The sequence below is a fragment of the Kitasatospora sp. NPDC018058 genome (assembly GCF_044327205.1).
Taxonomy (GTDB): Bacteria; Actinomycetota; Actinomycetes; order Streptomycetales; family Streptomycetaceae; genus Kitasatospora.
In genome coordinates this window covers 115,484-138,175 of sequence record NZ_JBIRFA010000017.1, presented here as the reverse complement: position 1 = coordinate 138,175, position 22,692 = coordinate 115,484, and the positions used below count along the sequence as shown (strand labels likewise).

At 73.2% G+C, this 22,692-nt stretch carries 21 protein-coding genes and 1 pseudogene; 9 read left to right on the top strand and 13 right to left on the bottom strand.

Annotation, left to right across the window (positions count from 1 at the left end; translation table 11 throughout):
• Positions 1–59 precede the first annotated feature (59 nt).
• Both ACH4E7_RS24620 and ACH4E7_RS24615 read left to right on the top strand, forming a co-directional pair.
• A complete protein-coding gene (locus ACH4E7_RS24620) occupies positions 60–3,101 on the top strand; it encodes an alpha-mannosidase (protein ID WP_396251187.1) in 3,042 nt (1,013 codons plus the stop codon).
• Positions 3,102–3,173: 72 nt separating this feature from the next.
• Positions 3,174–4,106, top strand: a complete 933-nt coding sequence (locus ACH4E7_RS24615) for an ROK family protein (RefSeq protein WP_396251186.1) — start codon at positions 3,174–3,176, stop codon at positions 4,104–4,106.
• 252 nt (positions 4,107–4,358) lie between these two features.
• On the opposite strand, the gene ACH4E7_RS24610 is transcribed toward ACH4E7_RS24615, so the two are convergent.
• The 7 genes from ACH4E7_RS24610 to ACH4E7_RS24580 all read right to left on the bottom strand — a co-directional run bounded on the left by ACH4E7_RS24610 (position 4,359) and on the right by ACH4E7_RS24580 (position 9,024).
• The gene (locus ACH4E7_RS24610; protein ID WP_396251185.1) at positions 4,359–4,754 is read right to left on the bottom strand and encodes a DUF2267 domain-containing protein; all 396 of its coding nucleotides are present in this window, start codon (positions 4,752–4,754) and stop codon (positions 4,359–4,361) included.
• A 302-nt stretch (positions 4,755–5,056) separates the two neighbouring features.
• The gene (locus ACH4E7_RS24605; RefSeq protein ID WP_396251184.1) at positions 5,057–5,608 is read right to left on the bottom strand and encodes an acyl-CoA thioesterase; all 552 of its coding nucleotides are present in this window, start codon (positions 5,606–5,608) and stop codon (positions 5,057–5,059) included.
• The gene (locus ACH4E7_RS24600; RefSeq protein ID WP_396251183.1) at positions 5,605–5,925 is read right to left on the bottom strand and encodes a hypothetical protein; all 321 of its coding nucleotides are present in this window, start codon (positions 5,923–5,925) and stop codon (positions 5,605–5,607) included. Before ACH4E7_RS24600 ends, ACH4E7_RS24605 begins: the two co-directional genes overlap by 4 nt.
• 268 nt (positions 5,926–6,193) lie before the next feature.
• Entirely contained in the window at positions 6,194–7,153 is a 960-nt protein-coding gene (locus tag ACH4E7_RS24595) for a DUF6528 family protein (protein ID WP_396251182.1), read from the bottom strand.
• 165 nt (positions 7,154–7,318) lie between these two features.
• Complete coding sequence (locus ACH4E7_RS24590) at positions 7,319–7,816, bottom strand: flavoprotein (protein WP_396251181.1); 498 nt, start codon at positions 7,814–7,816, stop codon at positions 7,319–7,321.
• 117 nt (positions 7,817–7,933) lie between these two features.
• Positions 7,934–8,140, bottom strand: a complete 207-nt coding sequence (locus ACH4E7_RS24585; RefSeq protein WP_396251180.1) for a hypothetical protein — start codon at positions 8,138–8,140, stop codon at positions 7,934–7,936.
• A 398-nt stretch (positions 8,141–8,538) separates the two neighbouring features.
• Positions 8,539–9,024: a cysteine/serine endopeptidase inhibitor gene (locus ACH4E7_RS24580; RefSeq protein ID WP_396251179.1), complete on the bottom strand. Its 486-nt coding sequence runs from the start codon at positions 9,022–9,024 to the stop codon at positions 8,539–8,541.
• Positions 9,025–9,503: 479 nt separating this feature from the next.
• On the opposite strand from ACH4E7_RS24580, the gene ACH4E7_RS24575 reads away from it, so the two are divergent.
• Positions 9,504–10,157, top strand: a complete 654-nt coding sequence (locus tag ACH4E7_RS24575; RefSeq protein WP_396251178.1) for a 4'-phosphopantetheinyl transferase — start codon at positions 9,504–9,506, stop codon at positions 10,155–10,157.
• Between the two features lie 61 nt (positions 10,158–10,218).
• On the top strand, positions 10,219–10,602 hold the full coding sequence (locus ACH4E7_RS24570) for a barstar family protein (RefSeq protein ID WP_396251177.1): 384 nt from the start codon (positions 10,219–10,221) through the stop codon (positions 10,600–10,602).
• 63 nt (positions 10,603–10,665) lie between these two features.
• On the opposite strand, the gene ACH4E7_RS24565 is transcribed toward ACH4E7_RS24570, so the two are convergent.
• Positions 10,666–11,589, bottom strand: a complete 924-nt coding sequence (locus tag ACH4E7_RS24565) for a polysaccharide deacetylase family protein (protein ID WP_396251176.1) — start codon at positions 11,587–11,589, stop codon at positions 10,666–10,668.
• A 290-nt stretch (positions 11,590–11,879) separates the two neighbouring features.
• Here ACH4E7_RS24565 and ACH4E7_RS24560 point away from each other — a divergent pair.
• Both ACH4E7_RS24560 and ACH4E7_RS24555 read left to right on the top strand, forming a co-directional pair.
• A pseudogene (locus ACH4E7_RS24560) lies at positions 11,880–12,826 on the top strand (hypothetical protein).
• A gap of 198 nt (positions 12,827–13,024) precedes the next feature.
• Complete coding sequence (locus ACH4E7_RS24555; protein ID WP_396251175.1) at positions 13,025–13,519, top strand: ATP-binding protein; 495 nt, start codon at positions 13,025–13,027, stop codon at positions 13,517–13,519.
• Positions 13,520–13,534: 15 nt separating this feature from the next.
• Here the strand turns inward: ACH4E7_RS24555 and ACH4E7_RS24550 are convergent, their stop codons facing one another.
• Positions 13,535–14,044: a DinB family protein gene (locus ACH4E7_RS24550; RefSeq protein WP_396251174.1), complete on the bottom strand. Its 510-nt coding sequence runs from the start codon at positions 14,042–14,044 to the stop codon at positions 13,535–13,537.
• Positions 14,045–14,231: 187 nt separating this feature from the next.
• On the opposite strand from ACH4E7_RS24550, the gene ACH4E7_RS24545 reads away from it, so the two are divergent.
• Both ACH4E7_RS24545 and ACH4E7_RS24540 read left to right on the top strand, forming a co-directional pair.
• Complete coding sequence (locus tag ACH4E7_RS24545) at positions 14,232–14,822, top strand: hypothetical protein (RefSeq protein WP_396251173.1); 591 nt, start codon at positions 14,232–14,234, stop codon at positions 14,820–14,822.
• An 84-nt stretch (positions 14,823–14,906) separates the two neighbouring features.
• Complete coding sequence (locus ACH4E7_RS24540; RefSeq protein WP_396251172.1) at positions 14,907–15,719, top strand: class I SAM-dependent methyltransferase; 813 nt, start codon at positions 14,907–14,909, stop codon at positions 15,717–15,719.
• Between the two features lie 139 nt (positions 15,720–15,858).
• On the opposite strand, the gene ACH4E7_RS24535 is transcribed toward ACH4E7_RS24540, so the two are convergent.
• Together ACH4E7_RS24535 and ACH4E7_RS24530 are read right to left on the bottom strand one after the other, a co-directional pair.
• The gene (locus ACH4E7_RS24535; protein WP_396251171.1) at positions 15,859–17,184 is read right to left on the bottom strand and encodes a S28 family serine protease; all 1,326 of its coding nucleotides are present in this window, start codon (positions 17,182–17,184) and stop codon (positions 15,859–15,861) included.
• Positions 17,185–17,483: 299 nt separating this feature from the next.
• Positions 17,484–18,770: an MFS transporter gene (locus ACH4E7_RS24530; RefSeq protein ID WP_396251170.1), complete on the bottom strand. Its 1,287-nt coding sequence runs from the start codon at positions 18,768–18,770 to the stop codon at positions 17,484–17,486.
• A gap of 267 nt (positions 18,771–19,037) precedes the next feature.
• Here ACH4E7_RS24530 and ACH4E7_RS24525 point away from each other — a divergent pair, with 267 nt between their 5' ends.
• Complete coding sequence (locus ACH4E7_RS24525) at positions 19,038–19,868, top strand: aminoglycoside N(3)-acetyltransferase (protein ID WP_396251169.1); 831 nt, start codon at positions 19,038–19,040, stop codon at positions 19,866–19,868.
• A gap of 52 nt (positions 19,869–19,920) precedes the next feature.
• On the opposite strand, the gene ACH4E7_RS24520 is transcribed toward ACH4E7_RS24525, so the two are convergent.
• Together ACH4E7_RS24520 and ACH4E7_RS24515 are read right to left on the bottom strand one after the other, a co-directional pair.
• Positions 19,921–21,447: a M1 family metallopeptidase gene (locus ACH4E7_RS24520; protein ID WP_396251168.1), complete on the bottom strand. Its 1,527-nt coding sequence runs from the start codon at positions 21,445–21,447 to the stop codon at positions 19,921–19,923.
• 225 nt (positions 21,448–21,672) lie between these two features.
• Positions 21,673–22,545, bottom strand: a complete 873-nt coding sequence (locus ACH4E7_RS24515; RefSeq protein WP_396251167.1) for a sulfurtransferase — start codon at positions 22,543–22,545, stop codon at positions 21,673–21,675.
• Positions 22,546–22,692 lie beyond the last annotated feature (147 nt).

The following is a 22,692-nucleotide window of genomic DNA, read 5'->3' as shown; positions in this document are numbered from 1 at the left end:
AGACACCGCTGCTTCTCCTAGACACCGCTGACCCTCGCCACGCAACGGAGCCTGCCGACATGCACGATGACCGCACCCTGGTCGAGTCCCGCCTCAAGCGCGTCCTGGAGGAGCGCATCCTCCCGGCGGTCTACCCCGAGTCCGTCCCGTTGGAGGTCGGCATCTGGACCGCCCCCGGCGAGCCCGTCCCGGTCGCCGAGGGCCTGGCCGCGCCGCGCACCCCGATCGCGGTCGGCGACGCCTGGGGCGCGCCCTGGGGCACCAGTTGGCTGACCGTGGCCGGCACCGTGCCCGAGGCCTGGGCCGGGCGGACGGTCGAGGCGCTGATCGACCTCGGCTTCGACGCCAACATGCCCGGCTTCCAGTGCGAGGGCCTGGTCTACCGCCCGGACGGCAGTCCGGTGAAGGGCCTCAACCCGCGCAACCAGTGGGTGCGGATCGCCGCCCCGGCGGCCGGCGGCGAGCAGGTGCTGCTGCACGTCGAGGCCGCCGCCAACCCCGTGATCCTGGACTACCACCCCTTCCTGCCCACCGAGTTGGGCGACAAGGAGACGGCGGGCGACCGGCCGCAGTACCGGCTGGCCCGGATGGACCTGGCGGTCTTCGACGACACCGTCTGGCAGCTGTCGCTGGACCTGGAGGTGCTCGGCGAGCTGATGGCCGAGCTGCCGGTGGAGAGCGCCCGCCGCTGGGAGATCCTGCGCGCGGTCGAACGCTGCCTCGACGCGGTCGACCTGCAGGACGTCAACGCTACTGCCGCGCACGCCCGTTCGGAGCTGACGGCGGTCCTGGCCGCGCCCGCCGCGCCGTCCGCCCACCGGATCAGCGCGATCGGCCACGCCCACATCGACTCGGCCTGGCTCTGGCCGCTGCGCGAGACCGTCCGCAAGGTGGCCCGCACCACCGCCAACATGACCGCCCTGCTGGAGGACGAACCGGACTTCCTCTACACCATGTCCCAGGCGCAGCAGTACGCCTGGATCAAGGAGCACCGCCCCGAGGTGTACGCGCGGGTGCGCAAGGCGGTGGCCGAGGGGCGGTTCGTCCCGGCCGGCGGCATGTGGGTGGAGTCCGACACCAACATGCCGAGCTCCGAGGCGATGGCCCGGCAGTTCGTGCACGGCAAGCGTTTCTTCCTGGAGGAGTTCGGGGTCGAGAACCACGAGGCCTGGCTGCCGGACACCTTCGGCTTCACCGGCGGTCTGCCGCAGATCATCCGCAACGCGGGCTCCAAGTGGCTGCTGACCCAGAAGATCTCGTGGAGCCAGGTCAACACGTTCCCGCACAACACCTTCCTCTGGGAGGGCATCGACGGAACGCGGATCTTCACCCACTTCCCGCCCGTGGACACCTACAACTGCTCCATGAAGGGCAGCGAAATCGCCCACGCCGCGCGGAACTTCAAGGACAAGGGAGTGGCCCGGCACTCGCTCGCCCCGACCGGCTGGGGCGACGGCGGCGGCGGGACGACCCGCGAGATGGTCGCCAAGGCCGCCCGGATGAGGGACTTGGAGGGCTCCGCCACCGTCCGCTGGGAGAAGCCCGCCGAGTTCTTCGCCAAGGCCGAGGCCGAGTACCCGAACCCGCCGGTCTGGGTCGGCGAACTCTACCTGGAGCTGCACCGGGCCACCCTGACCAGCCAGGCGAGGACCAAGCGGGGCAACCGGCGCAGCGAGAACCTGCTACGCGAGGCCGAACTCTGGTGTGCCACCGCCGCGTTGCGCACCGGCGCCGAGTACCCGTACGAGCAGCTGGACCGGATCTGGAAGACCGTCCTGCTGCACCAGTTCCACGACATCCTGCCCGGCTCCTCGATCGCCTGGGTGCACCGGGAGGCCGAGGCCACCTACGCGGCGCTGGCGCGGGAGCTGGAGGGGCTGATCGGAGCGGCCCAGCAGGCGCTGGCCGGGGCGGCCTCGGGCGGGCGCGAGCTGGTGTTCAACGCGGCGCCGCACGCGCGCTCGGCCGTTCCGGCGGGCGGGGCGGCGGTCGCCGTCCCGGGCGGTACGGCCTGCTCGGTGGCCCCGCTGGACGGGGGCGGCTTCACCCTGCGCAACGGCCTGCTGGAGGTGGTGGTCGACGCCGACGGCCTGATCGGCTCGGTGGTCGAGACGGCGAGCGGCCGGGAGACCGTCGCCCCCGGCAGCCGGGCCAATCTGCTCCAGCTGCACCCCGACTTCCCCAACATGTGGGACGCCTGGGACGTCGACCGGTTCTACCGCAACACCGTCACCGACCTGACCGGCGTGGACTCGCTCACCGCCGCGGCCACCGCCGATCAGGCCTCGGTCCGGATCGCCCGCTCCTTCGACTCCTCCACCGTCGTCCAGACGCTCACCCTGCGGGCCGGCGAGCAGCGCCTCGACATCGACACCGAGGTGGACTGGCACGAGACCGAGAAGTTCCTCAAGGCCGCGTTCCCGCTGGACATCCACACCGAGCGCTACGCCGCCGAGACCCAGTTCGGCCACCTCTACCGGCCCACCCACACCAACACCAGCTGGGACGCCGCCAAGTTCGAGGCCTGCAACCACCGCTTCGTCCACCTGGACGAGCCCGGCTGGGGCGTCGCCCTGGTGACCGCCTCGACCTACGGCCACGACGTCACCCGCACCGTGCGCGACGGCGACGGCGGCACCACCACCACGGTCCGCTTCTCGCTGCTGCGCGCCCCGCGCTTCCCCGACCCGAGGACCGACCAGGGCCTGCACCGCTTCCGGCACGCCCTGGTCCCGGGCGCGGCGATCGCCGACGCCGTCCGCGAGGGCTACCGGATCGGCCTGCCCGAGCGGCGGGTCACCGGCAGCGCCGAGCAGATCGCGCCGCTGGTCGAGCTGGACAACGACGCGCTCGTGGTCAGCGCGGTCAAGCTCGCCGACGACCGCAGCGGCGACCTGATCGTCCGGGTCTACGAGGCGGGCGGCGGCCGCGCCCGGGGCCGGCTCACCACCTCCTTCCCGCTGGCCGGCGCCGCCCCCTGCGACCTGCTGGAGCGGCCCTGGGACGGCACCCGCGGCGAGGTCGCGGTGGAGGACGGTGCGGTGCGGCTGGCGCTGCGGCCGTTCGAACTGGTCACCCTGCGGCTCAGCGCGGCCGGCTGACCGACGTACCGTAAGAGCGCCCCGGCCCCGCGCGGCCGGGGCGCCGCCGACTCCCACCTCCTGGAGCCCACCGTGCCGCTCACTCCCCTGTTCGCCGCCGTCGACATCGGCGGCACCAAGATCGCCGGCGCGCTGGTCGACGGCGACGGACGGCTGCGGCACCGACTCCAGCTGCCCACCCCGGCCCGGGAGCCGGGCCCGGCGGTGCTCGCCGTCGTGCGCAAGGTGCTGGACCAGCTCGCCGGTACGGCCGAGTGGGCCGCCGTGACGGCCGTCGGGATCGGCAGCGCGGGCCCGGTCGACCTCGCGGGCGGCACCGTCAGCCCGGTCAACATCCCCGGCTGGCGCGGCTTCCCGCTGGTCGCCGAGGTCGCCGCGCACCCCGCGGTGGCCGTCCGTGCACTGCCCGTCCGGCTCGCCGGGGACGGCGTCGCGATGGCCGCCGCCGAGCACTGGCAGGGCGCGGCCCGGGGCGCCGCCAACGCGCTCTGCCTGGTGGTGTCGACCGGCGTCGGCGCCGGGCTGGTGCTGGACGGCGCCGTCCGGCCGGGCCCCAGCGGCAACGCCGGGCACCTCGGCCACATCAGCGTCGACCTGGACGGCGAGCTCTGCCCGTGCGGCTCGCGCGGCTGCCTGGAGGGCCTCGCCAGCGGCACCGCGATCGCCCGCCGGGCCCTCGCCGAGGGCTGGCGCCCGGACGGCGAGGACCGCACCGCCCGGGCGGTCGCCGCCGCCGCCGGGGCGGGCGACCCGATCGCGCTGGCCTCCTTCGACCGGGCCGCCCAGGCACTGGCCGCCGGGATCGCCGCCACCGCCGCCCTGGTCGACCTCGACCGGGTGGTGGTCGGGGGCGGCGTCGCCACCGCCGGGGCGGTGCTGTTCACCCCGCTCGCCCGGCACCTGGACCGCTACGCCGCCCTGTCGTACATCCGCAGCCTGGACGTGCGCCGCGCCGAACTCGGCACCGACGCCGGGCTGATCGGCGCGGCGGCGCTCTGCCGCTGACCGCCCGCCGCCCACCGGCACCACCCCGGTCGGAGACCCGCGCCGTGCCGCCCTACGCCCTGCTCGACACCCCGGTCCGCCGCTACGCCCGGGGCTCCACCACCGCCGTCCCGGCGCTCACCGGCGCCGAGCCCGACGGCACCCCGCAGGCCGGGGAAGGAGGCCTCAGGCCGGGAAGGGATCCTCAACGGGAAGGAGTCCTCAGCGCGAAGGGATCCTCGACGCGAAGGGATCCTCGACGCGAAGGGGCGCTCAGGCCGGCAGCGGGTGGCCGAAGAGCAGGTCGTAGCCTTCCGGGAGTTGTTCGATCACCCGGTCGATGCGTTCCCCCGGAACCAGGTCGGCCACGGTGCTGAGCACCGCCCCGATGTCCCACTGGGCGGTGGCCGGCGTCGCCCCGTCGATCCAACCGACCACGGCGTCCACGAAGCGCTCGGCGGTCAGCGGCGCGGCGGCCGGCTGGGCGTCGCGCAGCAGCGGGGCGTACGTCGTGGGCAGCGCGTCGGCGAGTTCGGTCCGTTCGGATCCCACCAGATGCTCGCCGAGCAGGCCGAGCACGACCCGGGCGGCATGGTCCGCCTCCGCCTCACCCCGGTACTCGCCCCGCTCCACGACGCGGGCGAGGAAGTCCTCCCAAGAGATGGTCATCGCGTCCTCCTTCCGGTCGGCGGGATCCGGCCGGACCGGCGGCGGCCGATGGTCCGAGGTCCCCTACCGCCTGTGCGACGCCTCATCGCAGCCCGTGACCGTCGGGGGACGTACCGGCTCCCGTGATGATCAGCGTACTGCGGTCCGCCCGGGCCGATACCCGCCGATGTCGGGCCGGGGGCTTCCGGGCACGAACGCCCCGGCCGGGAGCCGGGGCCGGACGGACGGATCGACGCCGTTGTCGATCACGCCGCCGGCCCGCGCCGTCACCGGCACGGGAACTCACAGGCATCAAGCGGCGGTCAGCCCGCCGAGGCCCGACACCGTCTGCGCGAGCTGTGCGACGGGACCATCCCGCCGCCGGATCGGGTCGCCACCCGCTGGGCCGGCACGGTCGGCTGCAGGCCGACGGTCGGGGCGTCGCCACGCGCCGTGTCCGCCATAAACGCCGACAGAAAACGGCGTTCGTTCGGGGTGAGTTTGCGCGAGCGACCGGATTCCCGGTCCCGCGCGACCACCACGGTCCGGGCCCGCATAAAGGTGAGCGGCTCCCGGCAGACATTCACCTCGACCTGCGCGGAACTCCGGCCGAGCCGTTCCACCGTCAGTCGCACCGCCAATGGCTCCGGCCCGTGGTGGAGCTGTTCCAGGTAATCGATCTCGTGCCGCGCGATAATGAATCCGGACGGGAACAGCGATTCCCGGACGGCGGTCGCGTGGTGGCAGAACAGGTCGTAAATCCCCTCCTGGATGTAGCCGACCAGCCGGGCGTTGTTGATGTGCCCGTTCTCGTCGACGTCGCTCCACCGGGTGGGGCAGGACAGCACGTGGGCGCGGGCGTACACCGCGCTCACTGCTGCGTCAGCCCGGCCGAGACCCCGGCGGGGAGCAGCGCGCGCCGCAACCTGGCGTAGTAACCGGAGTGTTCGGCCGCCATCCGGGCCGCGGTCCACCCTTCCTCGGCGGCCTCGGCGGCCGCCTGGACGACCAGGCTGTCGAGCACCGCGTCGACCGAGCGGCAGAGTTCGGCGACCGCCGCGAGCCGCTCGGTGACATCGGCCCCGCCGGCCGCGTTCCGGGCCGGGAAGGCGGACAGCGAATCCACCGCGAGCTGCAGATCGTCGATGACCTCCGACCGGTTTTCCGGAAGTGAATTCTGCAGGTTCCGCATGCTTTTCTCCAGGACCGATTCGGGCCATTACGGCCCAGTAACTAGCGTTCGAATACACCGGCTCGGTGTCGACCCCCCGACGCCTTCGACGCTATCCCAGTCGGCGCGGGTCCGCAGATGGTTTTAGGACGGTGACGGGAAACTGACTTCTATCGGAGTAGTTTGCGGGGGTACACAATATGCCCCATCAGCCGAACGCGGTAAGCAGAACGGGTGGTATCGCCGACCCGCCGAGCAAGATCGACTACTGTCCGTCACAGATCTGCTATCAGGTGGCCCACCAGCGCGCCTTGTACAGCTGCGTCCCACGCAGCGTCCAGGCCCCCTCCGGGCGGTGCAGCCGGATCACCGAGGTGCACCAGTCGCACGGGCCACGGTGATCAGGGGCCACCGTGAGCAGCCGCCCGGTGTCGGGGTCGTCGCCGATGCTCTTGACGTCCTGCTCGGCGGCGGGATCGGTCAGATGGACGGGGGTGAACCCGTCGGCGGCCGGGTCGTACTGCCACAGACCGTTCAGCGTGCTCACCCAGAACCGGCCTGGCGCGCCCAGCACGGGCGCGAGGTCATGCCCACCCTGGTCGGGCAGCGGGGCGCTCCGGACGGCGCTCAGCGCGGGCTCGGCCGGGGTGCCGCCGACCCGCAGCCCGGTCAGCTCGTCGTCGCCGAGCACCCAGAGCAGGCCGGTCCGCTCGTCCCAGTACACCCCGTGCGCGCCGGGGAGGCGGAAGGTCGCGTGAGCGGTCACCCGGGGGCCCTGCGAGGCGGCGTACAGCCGCACCCAGTCGCCGCCGCTCGCGGCGACGGCGACGTTGCCGTCCGGGAGCAGCTCGATGCTGTGCGGGTTGACGGCCTCGCCGAGGTCCGCCGCCCAGCGGCTGCGGCCGGTGGCGGTGTCGACGACCGCGGCGAGCCCGCCGGAGGCGGTGGTCAGCAGGTAGCGGTGGTCCGCCAGGATCCGGCGCTTCGCCTCATCCGGGTTGGTCCAGCTGTGCGCGGGGTCGAGGTCGCCGAGGTCGGGCGCCCGGTCGGCCCCCCAGGACCACACGACGGGCGCCCGGTCCGGCCCCTGGTAGTCCATCAGCCCCTCGGCCGTCTCCAGGACGAGGACGCGGCGGGACGCCTGGTCCACGGCGACCACCTCCCCGCCGGACGAGGTGGCGTACGCGCGGCTTGCCGGCGCGCAGAGCAGCAGGGCGAGGCACAGGGCGGGCAGGGTTCGACTCAGCACGCCCTCAACGGTGTGCGGTTCACGGCGGACCGCACGGCAGCCCAGCCGCACGCGTCCGCCGAACGGCCCGTCAGATTCGCCGACCCGCCCGGACGCTACCCTCGGGGGATCACCGGGGACCACCCTCCAGAGTGGCAGGATCCCCGCACCGGGCCGAGCACCCTGTCAGCTCTCCAGCAGGTCGAGCACCCGCGTCCAGGTGTACGCCTCGGGAGCGTCGTCCACGAAACGCACCCCCATCCCCTGGAGCCGGACCAGGCTCTCCCCGTACGCCGGATGCTTCGCCAGCGCCTCGTTGACGCGCGGCTGCACAGCCGTCGGAGTGCCCCGCCCGTACGCCTCACAGAGGATGCCGAGCGCGAGTGTGTCAGCGATGCCGGCGGCCCACTTGTTGATCGTGTTGAAGGTCGCCGGAGCGACCACGATCGCGTCCGCGTCCGGCAGCGGCCTGCCGTCCCCCGGCTTCCGCCAGGCCGAGCGGATCACATACCCCGTCTGCGCCTCGATCGCGGCGGTGTCGATGAACCCCATGGCCAGCGGAGTCGCCACCACGCCGACCTCCCACCCCCGCCCCTGCGCCGCGGAGATCAGCTCCCCCACCCCGTCAGCCACTCCCGCCGCACACACGACGACGTACAGCATCGGCCTCTTCGCCTCCGGCATTCTCCGAACTCCCCTCTCACCACCGACAGATCACCGCCCGACATCGTCGAGGCCATCGAACACCACCCCTGACCGGCCCCCTGCCCCCGCCCCTGCGACGGCGGCCCTCGGCCGAGGTCAGAACCGGATCCGCGCCGGGGTGACGAGCGAGGGCGGCGAACAGCGCGAGGACGTCGCGCAGACCGTCATCGGCCGCGGGTTGAGCCCGTCGAGGACCTGTACGGACCACAGGACGGGAAAGCTTCCGCCGCAGATGCCGCAGGTCGGCAGCGACGCGGTGAAGCCTTCGGGCGGCGGACCGAACCCGGGTGCGGCGGCGGGCACCGGCGGGACCACGGGCAGGGCGGGTGGCACCGGATGCGGCGCCACGGCCGGGCGCTGGGGAGCCGGGGGTACCACGGTCCGTCAGGTGCAGCGACAGCGCCGTGCTCCCGGCGAGGCCGTCGGGATCGGCCGTGAACCGCAGGCGCGCCGTGAGCGGGACCTGGTCGGGCAGCAGCAGCGCGGAGCGGACGGCCGATCCGCGCTGGGCCTCCACCACGGTGGCCATCTCCGCGGTGACCTGGAAGCCGAGCGAGCGCAGCGTCTCCATCGCCGCGACCCGAACGCGTACGGCGTCGGCGCGGACGCGACGCTCCGCGTCGAGGGTGATCGAAGCCAAGACTCCTCCGTGGACCCCAGCGACCCCAGCGACCCCAGCAGCCTCAGCAGCCTCAGCAGCCTCAGCCGATGGTCGAGCCGGTGATCGGCTCGGACAGCTCGACGGTCTTGCCGTTCAGACCGGCCTTGACGAACTGCCAGGTGAGGCCGTTGATCACGCCCTTGTCGAGCGGGGCCAGCTTGGCGAAGGCGGGCTGGCTGAGGTCGATGTGGGTGGAGTCGCAGGAGGGACACTGGTCCTTCACCGGGACGGTGATGGTCTTGCCCTGGTACGTCACCTTGACCGAAATGCCCTTGCAGAGCGGGTCGTTGTTGGGGTTGGCGGAGGTCCACCAGGTGTGCGGGACGGCGACCAGCATCTGCGTGGACGCGTTGATCTGGGTGCCGCAGGCGCCGTAGCCGGCGTCGGTGTAGTAGGTGGCCTTGCCAGTCATGGGCTTGTTGAGCGGTATCGCGGCGCTGGCGGAGCCGGCCGTGAGGGCGATGAGAGCTGCGGCGGCGAGCGGGGCGCCCGCGAGGATCCTGAGGTTCGTGCCGATGGCGCGCATGGTTCGTTCCCTCCGGCTCGATGAGTGCTTGGATAGCCATGGGCATGACAATCACAAGTCGCCTGTTCCGCCATGGAGTTCGACGACCCGCCCGCCCCAGCGGCCACCCGAGTGAAGGGAACGTATGCGCTTCACCTCGGAATGGTCCAGACCTCCTCGATGTTGTCATGAACACAAGGCAAGAAGCTTTACCAATGCGATCGAAGGAGCGAAGATACGTGACCGCCTCACCACGCGCGGTGTTGACAGGGCGTCACCCGATACCGCATCCCGGTCGGCGGCATGACCGACCTCGGCGCACTGCCCGTGCCCGGCAGCCCCGGGTCGAACTTCGCCCAGCTGCTCGCCCGGCAGCCCCGGCCTCACGTCACCGATGCCGGGCGGCCCCGGTTCGCCAAGATCACGGACCAGGGCCGTCCGCCCGGGTTACGCTCGTCCCGCGCGGCGCCCGCCCGCGCGGCCGACCGAGGGGGGAACGCGTGATCGGGGACCTGCTGCCGGACGTCGTGGTGACCGAGGTGGCCTACGACGACCCGCCGGAGGCCCGGCTTGAGCCGGCCGAGGAGGCGGTCGTCGCCAACGCCGTCGACAAGCGCCGCCGCGAGTTCACCACCGTGCGCCACTGCGCCCGGGCCGCCCTGGCCCGCCTCGGCGTCCCGTACCGCCCACTCGTCCCGGGCCTGCGCGGCGCCCCGAGCTGGCCGGACGGCGTGACCGGCAGCCTCACCCACTGCGACGGCTTCCGCGCCGCCGCCGTCGCCCGGGCCGGCGCCCTCGCCTCCGTCGGCATCGACGCCGAGCCCGCGCTGCCGCTCCCGGAGGGCGTGCTCGACGTCGTCACCCTGCCGGTCGAGCGGCAGCGGCTGGCGAAGCTCGCCGCCGAGCACCCGGGCACCCCGTGGGACCGGATCCTGTTCAGCGCCAAGGAGTCGGTCTACAAGGCCTGGTTCCCGCTGACCGAGCTGTGGCTGGACTTCCACGAGGCCGAGCTCGACCTCTCCCCCGACGGCACCTTCTCCGCCCGGCTGCTGGTCCCCGGCCCGACGGTCGGCGGCCGCCGGATCGAGGGCTTCGACGGCCGCTGGGCGGTCCGCGACGGGCTGCTCGCCACCGCGATCGCCGTCGAACCGTAACCGTGCGTCGCCGGTCCGCGCAGCGCCGGTCCGTTCGCCTTCCGGGCATATCCTCGACCCCGTGACGGTGACTTATGTGATCGACGGCAGCAGGATCGGCAACCTGGACGACTTCTGGGACGTGGTCGGCCGGGAGATGGGCGTGGACGGCTACTTCGGCCGCAACCTCGACGCCTTCGCCGACTGCCTGCGCGGCGGCTACGGCACGCCCGAGGACGGCGACTACGTCATCGAGTGGCGCGACCACGAGGTCTCCCGCCACAACCTCGGCTACCCGGAGACGATCCGCCGGCTGGAGCTGCGGCTCACCCGCTGTCACCCCGCCAACCGCGAGCACGTCGGCGCCGAGCTCGCCGCCGCCCGGGAGGGCAAGGGGCCGACGGTCTTCGACTGGCTGGTGCGGATCATCGAGGAGGAGCACCCGGACGGCCTCCGCCTGGCGTAAACCCCGGGCCCGCACACCCCGCCGGGCTCGCACCGAGTCCGGCTCACCGCACAGCCGACAGCCTCACATCACATCGGACAGCCGGACGAACCGCCGCCCGGACCCGAGCAGCCCCGGCACCGCCGCCGCCACCCCGGCGGCGGTGCCGCCGCCCGGGCGGTTCATGTGGCCGATGACGATCGCCCCGGGCGGGGCCGACGCCACCTCCCGCCGCACCTCGGCGGCGCTGAGCGTGGCTCCGCCGTCCCCGTTCACGGTGAAGCCCGCGACGCGTTCGCCCAGGTCGGCGACCACCCGGGTGGCGACGTCGTCGTAGTGCGCGGTGCCGGAGCGGAAGAACCGGGGCGGGTGCCCGAGCAGCCCGGCCAGCTTGTGGGCGTTTCCCACGACCTCGTCGTACACCTCGCCGACGTCGCCCGTGCCGGCGATCCCGTAGGCGGACCGGCCGGTGACCGAGAGCGGGCGGTGCGCGGTGCCGTGGTTGCCGATCTCGAACAGTGGATCGGCGGCGAGCTGCTCGAACACGTCCGGGTTGGCGTCGATCCAGCGGGCGTTCAGGAAGAGCGTGGCCGGGACGCCGCGACCGCGCAGGAAGTCGATCAGCTCGGCGTCGTAGCCGTTCCCGCCGGGGCCGCCGCAGGCGTCGAAGGTCAGCGCCATGGCCGCCTCACCCTCGGGCGGTGAGGTCGTCACCCCGGCGACCTCCAGGCCCCAGTCGCTCGGGGCCGTGCCGCCGTAGCGCTGAACCACCTCGGCCCGGGTCGGCTCCCGGGCCGCCGCAGGAGCGGCGGGCGCGGCGGAGACGGTCGCGGACGGCCCGGCAGACGGCGTGGCGGGGGGCGTGACCGGCGGCGTGGCGGGGGGCGAGGCCGCAGCGGAGACTGTCGGCGGGGCCGATCCGCCCTCCTCGGCGACCCGCTTGGTCCGGCACCCCGCCAGCGCGCCACCGACCGCCGCCGCCAACAGCGCCCGCCGCCCCAGTGCCACACCAGCCTCCCGACCCGTCATCACGTGCCACAGAGTATGAACCGACCAAGCGTCACTCCCCCGCAACTCGCCCCCGCCTCCGCCCGGGGCCCGGCCCCTTTCACCGACCCGCCCCACCCCGGTGGGCCCCGCCTCACCCCGGGTTCACCACCCGGGGTAGGCGAGCCAGCGGATCCGCCCACCCCAGCCCGGAGGCCCCGATGCCCGCCGAACCGACCGACCCGATCCAGCCGACCGACCCGACCCAGCCGAAGCAGTCCGGACAACCGCCCCACCCCGCCCGCCGCGACCTGCTCCGCACCGGCCTCGCCACCGGCGCCGCCACCGCCCTCGGTCTCGCCGCCACCACCGGCACGGCGGCCGCCGCCCCGGGGCAGGCCGACCGGACCCTCACCCTCACCGGCCACCTCCCCACCGGCGCCCCCGACTTCGTCTACCTCCCGGTCGAAGTCCCCGACGGCGTCCGTGAGATCGCCGTCTCCTACGGCTACGACAAGCCGCAGGTCCCGGCCGGCACCCCCGGAAACTCCTGCGACATCGGCATCTTCGACGAGCGCGGCACCGATCTCGGCGGTGACGGCTTCCGCGGCTGGTCCGGCGGCTTCCGCACCGAGTTCGCGATCGCCCGCGACACCGCCACCCCCGGCTACCTCCCCGGCCCGATCAACCCGGGCACCTGGCACGTCGCCCTCGGCCCGCGCTCGCGGTGGCCCTGCGCGGCGGCCGCTCCTGGCTGCCCGCCATGGGCGACAGCGACGCCCACAGCGCCCCCCAGGTGATCGGCTCCCCGCACAACGTCGTCCTCGCCGAGGACCTCACCCGGGACGCGGTCCTCGACGGGCTTCGCTCCCGGCGCAGCTGGCTCGCCGAGTCCGCCGCCGTGCGGCTGGAGTTCACCGTCACCGGGAACGGCCGCCGGGCCGGCATCGGCGAGGAGCTGACCGTCCCGGCCGACGCCCCGCTGGACGTCCGGCTCACCGTCTCCGGGGTGCCCGGCGGTACGGTCCGCTTCCTCACCGACGAGGGGCAGATGCACCAGGAGTCGCTGCCCGCCGACGGCTCCGGCGCGGTGCTCTGGCGCACCACCGCCTCGCTCGCCGCCTACGTCCGGGCCGAGGTGCGCCACCCGAAGGCGGACGGCACCCCGGGCAGGGGCAACTCGATGGGCGAGGACCTGCCCTGGGGACCGATGGCGGCGCTCACCAACCCGATCGTGCTGCGCGTCGAGGAGCGCTGACGGCCCGGTACGAGCACCCGCAGGCCGGGAGGGGGGACGACTCGGGGCACCCGTTTGGACTAGGTTGATCCCCGAAACGCATCAGTCGTAGGGACGAGGCGGTCGGTTGTCCGCATCCCGGCCGACCGGCTTCTTCGCACTCCGACCGTCTCGCCCCGGCTACCCGTCCGTCCCCGGCCCGCGAAGGGATCAGCAGCTGTGAACCGTACGACCGTAGGTGGGCCGGAGCTCGGGGGCGGCCGGGGCGCCGGGGGAGTCCTGGTCCTCGTCGACCCGATCGGGGCCGGGAACGGCCTGGTCGCGGGCCTGCTCGCCCAGGAGCTGCACCCGAGCGTCCACCTGCGGACGGACGACTTCCTGCGGGTCATCCGCAACGGCCAGCTCCCGCCGCACCTTCCGGAGGCCGGGCGCCAGAACACCACGGCCTTCGCGGCCGCCGCCCAGGCCGCCTTCGCCTACGCCACCGGCGGCTACCAGGTCATCGTCGAGTGCCCGGCCACCCCGCCGACCCTGGCCACCTTCCGCCGCGAGAGCCGCACCACCGGCGCCGCCCTCCACTACGTCGTCCTCACGTCCGACCCGTCCTCCCCCACCGACCCCCACACCCTCGACACCTCCGCCCTCACCCCCGAAACCACCACCAAATCCATCCTCACCGCCCTCACCACCCGCACCCACCTCCTCGGCTGGTAGGGCGCGGGTCGGCGGCTACGCCCCGACGGTGCCGTCGATGGCCTCGCGCAGGAAGTCGGCGTGCCCGTTGTGCCGGGCGTACTCGTGGATGAGGTGCAGGATCACCAGGCGCAGCGAGACCTCGGCCTCCCAGCGGGGCTGGTAGCCGGTGACCTCGAGGGAGGGTGCGGCGAGTTCGATGCGGCGGGAGTGCTCGACCTCGGCCTGCCAGGCGGCGAAGGCCTCGGCGCGGGTGGCGTCGGCGGCGTCGTACGCCGCCTGGTAGTCGCCGTCCTCGGACCAGACCAGTGGGATGTCCTCGCCGTTGATCACCTTGCGGAACCAGGTCCGCTCGACCTCCGCCATGTGGCGGACCAGCCCGAGCAGGCTCAGCGTGGACGGCGGGCTGGACTGCTGCCGCAGCTGTTCGTCGGTGAGGCCCTCGCACTTCATCGCGAGGGTCGCCCGGTGGAAGTCCAGGAAGCCGCGCAGCATCTCGCGCTCGCCCCCGGTCAGCGCCGGTACGGGTCGGGTGTCGGTTCTCATCTGGCTCCGCTCCTGTTCGTCGGTGATCACCTGGTCATCCCGGCGGACTGTAGCGAACCGACCGTCCGGTCCGACACCGCGTTTCCCGCTCCCGGCAGGCCCCCGCGAACCTCTTGATCAATGCCTTGCCTATCCTTGATCATTACTTGACCGAATCCGCCGCCCCTTCACCCCCACCTGGCCGTCCATGCCCGATTCCGCCCCTGCCCGGCAACCGCGTACCCGCCTCCTCGCCGTCGCGGCCGCCGCCACCGCCCTCGCAGCCGTCTCCGCCGCCGGCGGGTACCGGCTCGGCGCCGGCGACGACGGGCTCGACTACGCCACCGACTACGCCGACCACCCGCCACTGCACGTGGTCGGCTACCCGTCCACCGGCAGCCTGGCGATCACCCCACGTGTGGTCTGGCGCCTCGCCGAGGGGTCGGCCGACGGCCTGGCCGGGCTCGCCACCTCGGACGGGTCGTCCGCCGAGGCCCGGAGCACGGCGGCCAACTGGGTCACGGCCTTCGGCGAGGGCGCCCAGGGGGCGGTGACCGCCGACTTCTACGACGAGGGCTCGGTCCGCCAGAGCGTGGTGCTCTACTTCCACGACACCGGCCAGATGAAGCAGCTCCGCATCCGCCTCGACGGCCTTGCGGTCGCCGACGGCTGGAAGGTCCTGCTGCGCGAGCCCGACCCCGAGGGCGCCACCGCCCCACCCGCCTGGGCCCGCCCACCCCCGGCGGCCGCGACTCGATCGGCTGACGCCCCGTCCCGCCGGACTCCGCCCGTCACGTAACGTGTTCGGAGCGCAACCGGTTTGGGTACGTACCTCGGCGCGTCCGACGGACGGGCGCCCATCGAGCAGGAGACCCAGCGGCCCATGGACCACAATCACATCCCCCCGACCGTACGCCGGACGTACGGCACCGACGATCTGGCCAAGGCTGCCAGCTTCGCAGGCGGATTCATCAATTTCGGTTACTGGCAGGGCATTGACTTGACCTCCCCGACCCCCGAGGACCGCGTGCGCAGCCAGGAGCAGTTGTACCGGCGGGTGTTGCGGGCGTTCCCCGAACCGCGGGAGCAGCTGCGGCTGGCGGAGGTCGGCTGCGGGCGCGGGTTGGGCGCGGCCCTGGCACTACGGGAGTTCCGCTTCGCCTCCGTCACCGCCGTCGACATCCACCCGGACCAGATCGAGCGCGCCCGGGCCGTCAACGCCAAAGCTCTGGCCAGCTATCCGGACCGGCTCGCCTACACCCTGGGCTCGGCCGGCGAACTCCCCTTCCCCGACAACTCCTTGGACGGTCTGTACTCCGTCGAGGCCGCCCAGCACTTCCGCGAACTCACGAGCTTCGCCGCCGAGGCCGCCCGCGTCCTGCGCCCCGGCGGCCGCCTGGTGGTCACCACCTTCTTCACCGCCCCCGGCGCCGAGATCGCCGAGCGTCTCAAGATCCTGCTCGCCAGCTTCGCCGACGGCCTGGACGTCGCCCACCCCCTGGACGACTTCACCACCGACCTCACCGGGGCCGGCTTCACCACCGTCACCACCGAGTCCATCGGCCCGGACGTCTGGCCGGGCCTCGACCGCTACCTCGCCGACACCGTCCCGCCCGCCCACTGGACCCGCCACTTCCTGACCGCCTGGCGCGACGGCCTCCTCGACTACCACCTCATCACCGCCGACCGCGGCTGACTCGCACCCGCGCCTCGCCGGTACCGTCCGACCCCGCACGAAGGGCCCGGGCCTCCTGGTTCCCCGGTCGGGCGTCGAACCCACCGGGCCACCGACCATCGCCGACCACGCCGCCGGCCCGGGCCTCCCCCGCTACCCGCTACATGCCGGCCCAGCGGCGCAGCGTGGCGGCGGCCGCCTCCGCGTCTGCGGCCGGCAGCCGGGCGATCCGCACCGAGTGCGTCCCGCCCGGCACCTGGAACAGGTACGAGTCCTGCGAACCGTGGCCCAGCCGGAACGGCTCGGCGACCGAGGGGTCGGCGGCACCGTTGACGAACATCAGGTGCTCGCCACGGGTGCGCACCCAGCGGTCCACGTCGCGCATCGCCTGCGGCTGGTACCGCAGCGGTACGTCGCGCGGGACGAAGGTGCGCGGTTCGGTGGCGCCGGGGTAGCGGAGCAGGTCGGCCAGGCGGGTCGTCTCGACCGGGAAGTAGCCCAGTTGGGTGCCCAGTTGGTAGAAGTACGGGACGAACTGGTTCGCCACCGCGTCGGCGTAGACCGGAAGTTGGGCGACCTCGGAGAGCCAGCCGTACAGGGCGTCGTCGGAGGCGTCCGGCGCGGGCACCGCCGGGCACGCCGACAGGCCGCGGCCCTGCCAGAACATGAACGGCGCGCGCAGTACCGCGATCTCGAACGCCTTGTCGGCGCTGCCGACCAGCCGGAAGCCGTCGCCCCTGGCGTCGGCCCACGCCTGGTACCGGGCGACCAGGGCGGTTCGGCGCTCCAGCAGGGCCCGCTGCGCGGCCTGCAGGGCGCCTCGGCACTCGGGGGTGCCCACCGTGTGCAGGAAGTCGAGGTAGGCGGAGTCGTCGCGGTCGTCGACGTTGTTCGGCGCCGAGTAGGCGACCGAGCCGGCCACGTCCTGCGGGTAGAACCGGCGGTGGTAGACGGTGGTCATGCCGCCCTTGCTGCCACCGGTGGAGATCCACGACGCCCGGTAGACCCCGCGCAGGGCCTGGATCACGTGGTGGTGGTCGGCGGCGGCCTGCCAGATGTCGAGGTCGTTCCAGTCGGCGGGCTCGGGCCGGGAGGTACCGAAGAACCGCTGCTCGGTGCTCACCTGGTTGCCGTCGAGCAGTTCGGCGGGCTCCGAGCGGTACTGGCCGGTGGAGAGGGCGTAGCCGCTGGTGTACAGCACGGTCGGGCGGTCAGCGCCGCGGTGCAGGAGGGTGAGCCGCTGCTCGAAGCCGCCCCGCTCGGGGTGGCGGTGGTCGGCGGGCTGGTGCAGCGTCAGGACGAAGAAGCGGAACCCGGGCGCGGCCGGTTCCTCCTCCACGATCCGCAGGCCCGGCACCGCCTCGATGGCCGCCCGGATGTCGGCCGGTCCGGTCTCCGTCGCCTCCGCGGGCACAGCGGCCGTTCCGGCCAGCATCACCACCGTCGCCGTCGTGGCGAGCAGCCGTCCGAGTCGCCTGCGCAGCATGGGTCGTCCTCCCCGGTCGTCGTTGACCTCCAGTCAACCGGGGCTCCGACCTGCGCGGATCCCGCCCCGGGGGGGGGCTCCGCCTCCCTCCCGAGGAGGAGGCGGACGCTGCGGTCACCCGGCGGACGGCGCGACGAGTTCCACGGCCGCCTGGACAATGTTCGCCTGCTGCCCTGCCTGGGCCGCGACGGAGAGCCGGCGCGGCTGGAACCGCCGCCGGTACTCGGCGGACCAGTCCGGCAGGAGCCGGCCGAGGCGGGCGCCGACCTGCGCGACAAACGTCGCGCGTCACGTGTGAGTCATCCGACGCCCACAGCGACCCGCTCCGGCATCGCCACCGTCGCCAGCCGTCGCAGGCTCGCCCGGCGCTGGACGGCGCTGAGGCCGGTCGACGCGGCCCCGAGGACCAGCCAGCCGACCGGGCCGGCCACCATCACCGCACCGGTCAGCAGCATCGGGCCCACCGACTTCTGCACCGACTGGGACATCCCCGCCACCCCGAGGTAGGAGGCCCGGGCGCGCGGCGGCGCCAGGCTGACCGCCAGCTCCCAGGAGCTGACCGAGCGCATCAGTTCCGCCAGGGTGACCAGCGCCGCGGCGGCCAGCAGGGCGATCGACGCGGTCCACGGCCCACCGCCGGTCGAGAGCGCGATCAGCAAGCAGGTGGCGAGCATCATCACCCCGTACCACCCCACCGCCGTGGGCGCCCCGCGCGGGCGCTCGGCCCAGGCGGAGACCCGCAGCTGCAGCAGCACCACGAGCACGGTGTTGAGGATCAGGAAGACCGGGACGACGGCGCTCGGCGCGTCGGTGTGGTGGATGAGCCACAGCGGCAGGCCGACGTTGAGGATCGAGTCGTCCAGACACATCGGCAGGTCGAGCAGGACGAACAGCAGGTAGCCGCGGTCGCGCCAGGGGCTCGGCGCGGCCGACGGTTCACCGGCCGCCGACCCGACAGCCGCCGACTCGCCACTCGCCGACCCACCGGCTGCCGCCACCAGCCCGCGACCGTCCGGCTCCTCGGTGCGCCAGATCATCGCCGCGGCCAGGACGTACGAGAGCGCGTTGGCCACGATCAGCGCGCGGTAGGCGGTCGTGCTCCCCACCGCCAGGCCGATCGCCGCGATGCCCGCGCCCACCGCGTACCCGCCGTTGGCCACGCTGCGGAACAGCGCCTGGTACGTGCTGCGCCGCCCGCCGGCCACCCGGGTGGCGAAGAGCATCTCCAGCGTCTTGGCGCCCCGTTCGGCCAGGCAGGTCAGGGCGACGACCACCAGCAGCGCGGCGAAGTGGTCGACCAGCAGCAGCAGGCCCATCGTCCCCAGCCGCAGCAGGTGGCATCCGATCAGCAGCCCGCGTACCGGCAGCCGCTCGGCCGCCCGCCCGGCCAGCGGCGACCCGGCGATACCGGCCGCCGCGCCCACCCCGAGCAGCAGGCCGAGCCGTCCGGCGTCCATCCCGCACACGTAGGTGAAGTACAGCACCGAGGCCGCCGCCCACACGCCGGTCCCGGCCCGGTCCACACCCTGGGCCAGCAGCATGATCCGCGCGTCCCGCCCGCCCGGTGGCCGCCGCAGCTGTGCCAACAGTCCGTTCCTCCGCATGGACAGATCCCCCGTCTTGCGATCACCACTAATCTCGACATCAAGATACTTCATGTCGAGAGACATAGGGAACCCGCGTTTCCGACCGAGGCGCGACGGCCACGCCACCCCTCCCCCCGTCCCCGACTCCCTGCGGGCGGACCGATTGTCAGTGCCACCCGCTATGGTCGGCCCCGAACGATCGGATCGGCTCCGACCGCGCTATCGGCAACACCAGAACCACCAGTACCACCGTCACCAGGGGGGACCATGACCACCACGGGCACCAGCCCGCTCACCACCGCCGACCTCGTGGACGGCTGGCGTCGGGTCGGCGTCCGCGCGGGCATGTCGATGATCGTGCACTCCTCGCTCTCCAGCCTCGGCCGGGTCGAGGGCGGCGCGGAGGCCGTGGTGGCCAGCCTGCGCGAGGCGGTCGGGCCGGGCGGCACCGTCGCGGTGCCCGCCTTCACCACCGGCACGGTCTGCGACCCGGCGCCGGACCACGCCGGCCTGCCCACCGCCGAGGTCGCCGAACTCCGGGCCGCCGTCCCGCTGTTCCACTCCGAGCTGCCGTCCCGGATGGGCGCGATAGCCGAGGCGCTGCGCGCCCTGCCGGAGAGCCTCCGCAGCACCCACCCGCAGGCCTCGGTCGCCGCCGTCGGCGCCCACGCCCGGGAGGTCACCGCCCGCCGCTCGCTCGGCTTCGCCATCGGCCGGGAGTCGCCCTTCGGCGCCCTGCACGACCTCGGCGGGTACGTGCTGCTGATCGGCGTCGGGCACAACCGCAACACCTTCCTGCACTACGCCGAGACCTTCGCCCCCAACCGCCGGCTCAAGCTGCGCCGCTTCCCGATGGCGATCCAGGGCGAGCGGGTCTGGATCGAGACACCCGATGTGGGCAACGACAACGACACCCACTTCCCGGTCGTGGGGCGGGAGTTCGAGGAGCGGGCCGGCATCCGCGAGGTGCTGGTCGGCAACGCGCCCTGCCGACTGATCCCGGTCCGCGACCTCATACCCTTCGCCGTCCGCCGCCTCACCGAACTGCTGGCGGCCGACGGCCCCGCACCGGCGCAGCCCGGCCGCCCACGTCCATGAGCGGCCGGGCCCTGCCCGTCGGTTCACCGGGCTGCTGAGCGCCTGCGCTGCGTCAGTGCTCGGCGTCGTGCAGCGAGTTGCTGTCCTGGATCTTCTTCCAGGACTTCGGCTCCACCGGCAGCCGGCCGTCACCCCGGTCCGCCCCCGGCGCCAGCGAAGCGGCGGCCGCGGTGCCCGCCGGCACCGGCCCGACGGCCGGCTTGGCGGCGGTGAACAGCCAGGTGTTGAAGAGGTCGCCGAGCTTCTGCCCGGAGACCTTCTCCGCGTACGCCTGGAACTCCGGGATGGTCGCGTTGCCGTAGCGGCGCTCGGTGGGCCAGCCCTTGAGGATCTGGAAGAACTTCTCGTCCCCGACGGCGTTGCGCAGCGCCTGGATGGCCACCGCGCCCCGGTCGTACACGGCGCCGGCGAACTGGTTGTCCGGGCCCGGGTCGCCCGGCTTGACGGTCCAGAACGCGTCGCCGGCCGGGTGCGAGGCGTAGACGTAGTCGGCCAGCTCCTGCGCGGTGCCCTCGTTCTCGTGCTCGGACCAGAGGAACTGCGCGTACCGGGCGAAGCCCTCGTTCAGCCAGATGTCGCTCCAGCGGGAGAGCGAAACGCTGTCGCCGTACCACTGGTGGGCCAGCTCGTGGACGACCACCGAGGTGTTGGCGCCCTTGGCGAACTGCCGGGGGCTGTAGAAGACCCGGGTCTGGGTCTCCAGGGCGAAGCCGGTCGGGACGTTGGGGACGTAGCCGCCGACCGAGCTGAACGGGTAGTCGCCGAAGATTCCGCTCAGCCAGTCCACCAGCTCACCGGTGCGCTCGACGCTGGCCCGGGCCGCGTCCGCGTTGTCGCCGAGGTCCTTGCTGTACGCGTTGTAGACCGGCAGCCCGCTCGGCGTGGTGTCCGTGCTGATGTCGAACTTGCCGACCGCGAGCGTGGCCAGATACGTCGCCTGGGGCTTGTTCTCCCGCCAGCTGTAGCGGGTCCAGCCGGCCTGCGAGGTGGCGCCGGTCAGGATGCCGTTGCTGATCACCTGGTTGCCGTCCGGCACCTGCACCGAGACGTCGAAGGTGGCCTTGTCGCTCGGGTGGTCGTTGCTCGGGAACCACCACCAGGCCGACTCGGGCTCGCCCGCCGCCACCGCGCCGTCCGGCGTGCGCAGCCAGGCGGTGAAGCCGTACTTCTTCACGGTGGACGGCACGCCCTTGTAGCGCACCACCACGGTGGCCTGGCTGCCCTTGGCCAGCGGCCGGGCCGGGGTGATCTCCAGTTCCTGCTCGCCGCTGGTGGCGAAGGTCGCGGGCCGCCCGTTGACCCGGACCTCCGAGACGTTCAGCGCGAAGTCGAGGTTGAACCGGGACAGGTCCTGGGTCGCCGTGGCGAGGATGGTGGTGGTGCCCTCCAGTTCGTCGGTGGCGGGCTGGTATTTCAGGCGGATGTCGTAGTGCGAGACGCGGTATCCGCCGTTGCCGTAGGTCGGGTAGTAGGAGTCGCCGACCCCGGCCGCGCCGGGTTGGAAGTCGGCAGCCGAGGCGGGGACGGCCAGGAACAGGCTCAGGGCACTGGCGGCGGAGACGATCAGCCTCTTGCGCAACGTGGTCCTCCAGGATCACCGGAACGATGGGTTGATCGATCCTTGTCCCGGTGGACCGCGGCCCACTCCCCGATTGTGAGATGTTCATGAAAAGAAACACGCCGAAATGACGACGCCTCAGCACCACCACACGCCTCAGCACCGCCACACGCCCCACCCCTCACTCACGCCCCACGGCCGCCCCGCAGACCGCCCCACGCGCCGCCCCACCCGAACGGCGGCGTGCTACGCCCCCAGCGCCACCGGCGCCCGGACCAGCGAGCCGTACTCCGTCCACGAGCCGTCGTAGTTCTTCACGTGCGGGTACCCCAGCAGCTCGGTGAGCGCGAACCAGGTGTGCGCCGACCGCTCGCCGATCCGGCAGTAGGCGATCACCTCGCGCTCCGCCTCCACGCCCTTGCCCGCGTACAGCGCCCGCAGCTCCTCCGCCGACCGGAACGACCCGTCGTCGTTGGCCGCCTGCGACCAGGGCACGTTCACCGCCCCCGGGATGTGCCCGGGCACCTGGGCCTGTTCCTGCGGCAGGTGCGGCGGCGCGATCAGCTCACCCCGGAACTCCGCCGGGGAGCGGACGTCCACCAGCACCGAATCCGCACCCGGCTTGGCGAACACCTCGGCCTTGGCCAGCACCTCGTCCCGCAGCGCCCGCAGCTCGGGCCGCTCCGGCCCGGTCAGCCGGTAGCCGGTGTGCTGGTAGTCCATCACTTCCCGGGTGAGCTCCCGCCCCTCCAGCTCCCACTTCTTGCGCCCGCCGTCCAGCAGCCGCACCGGCCCGAAGCCGCGCAGTCGCAGCAGCCAGTAGGCGTACGCGGCGAACCAGTTGTTGTTGCCGCCGTACAGCACCACGGTGGTGTCGTCCTCCACCCCGGCCGCCCGCAGCAGGTGCTGGACGCCCTCGCGGTCGACGTAGTCCCGGCCGACCTGGCTGTGCAGGTCGGTGGTCCAGTTCCAGCCGACCGCGCCGGGGATGTGGTCCCGGTCGTAGGCGTTGGTGTCCTCGTCCACCTCGACGACCCGGATCGTCCCGTCGTCCAGGTGGTGGGCCAGCCACTCGGTGCGGACCAGCGCCTCGGGGTGTGCGTAGCCGTTGCCGGTCATCCCAGGCCCTCCTTCGCTCTGCCCAGGCTGCGGCGCCCGACCACGGGCTCCGACGGGCCGCACTGGGCACGGCGAGGCGCCGGCGACCGGGCCGGACAGTTCGAAGCTACGCCGACCGCCCGACCGCGGCCACCCCGGCACCCGGCC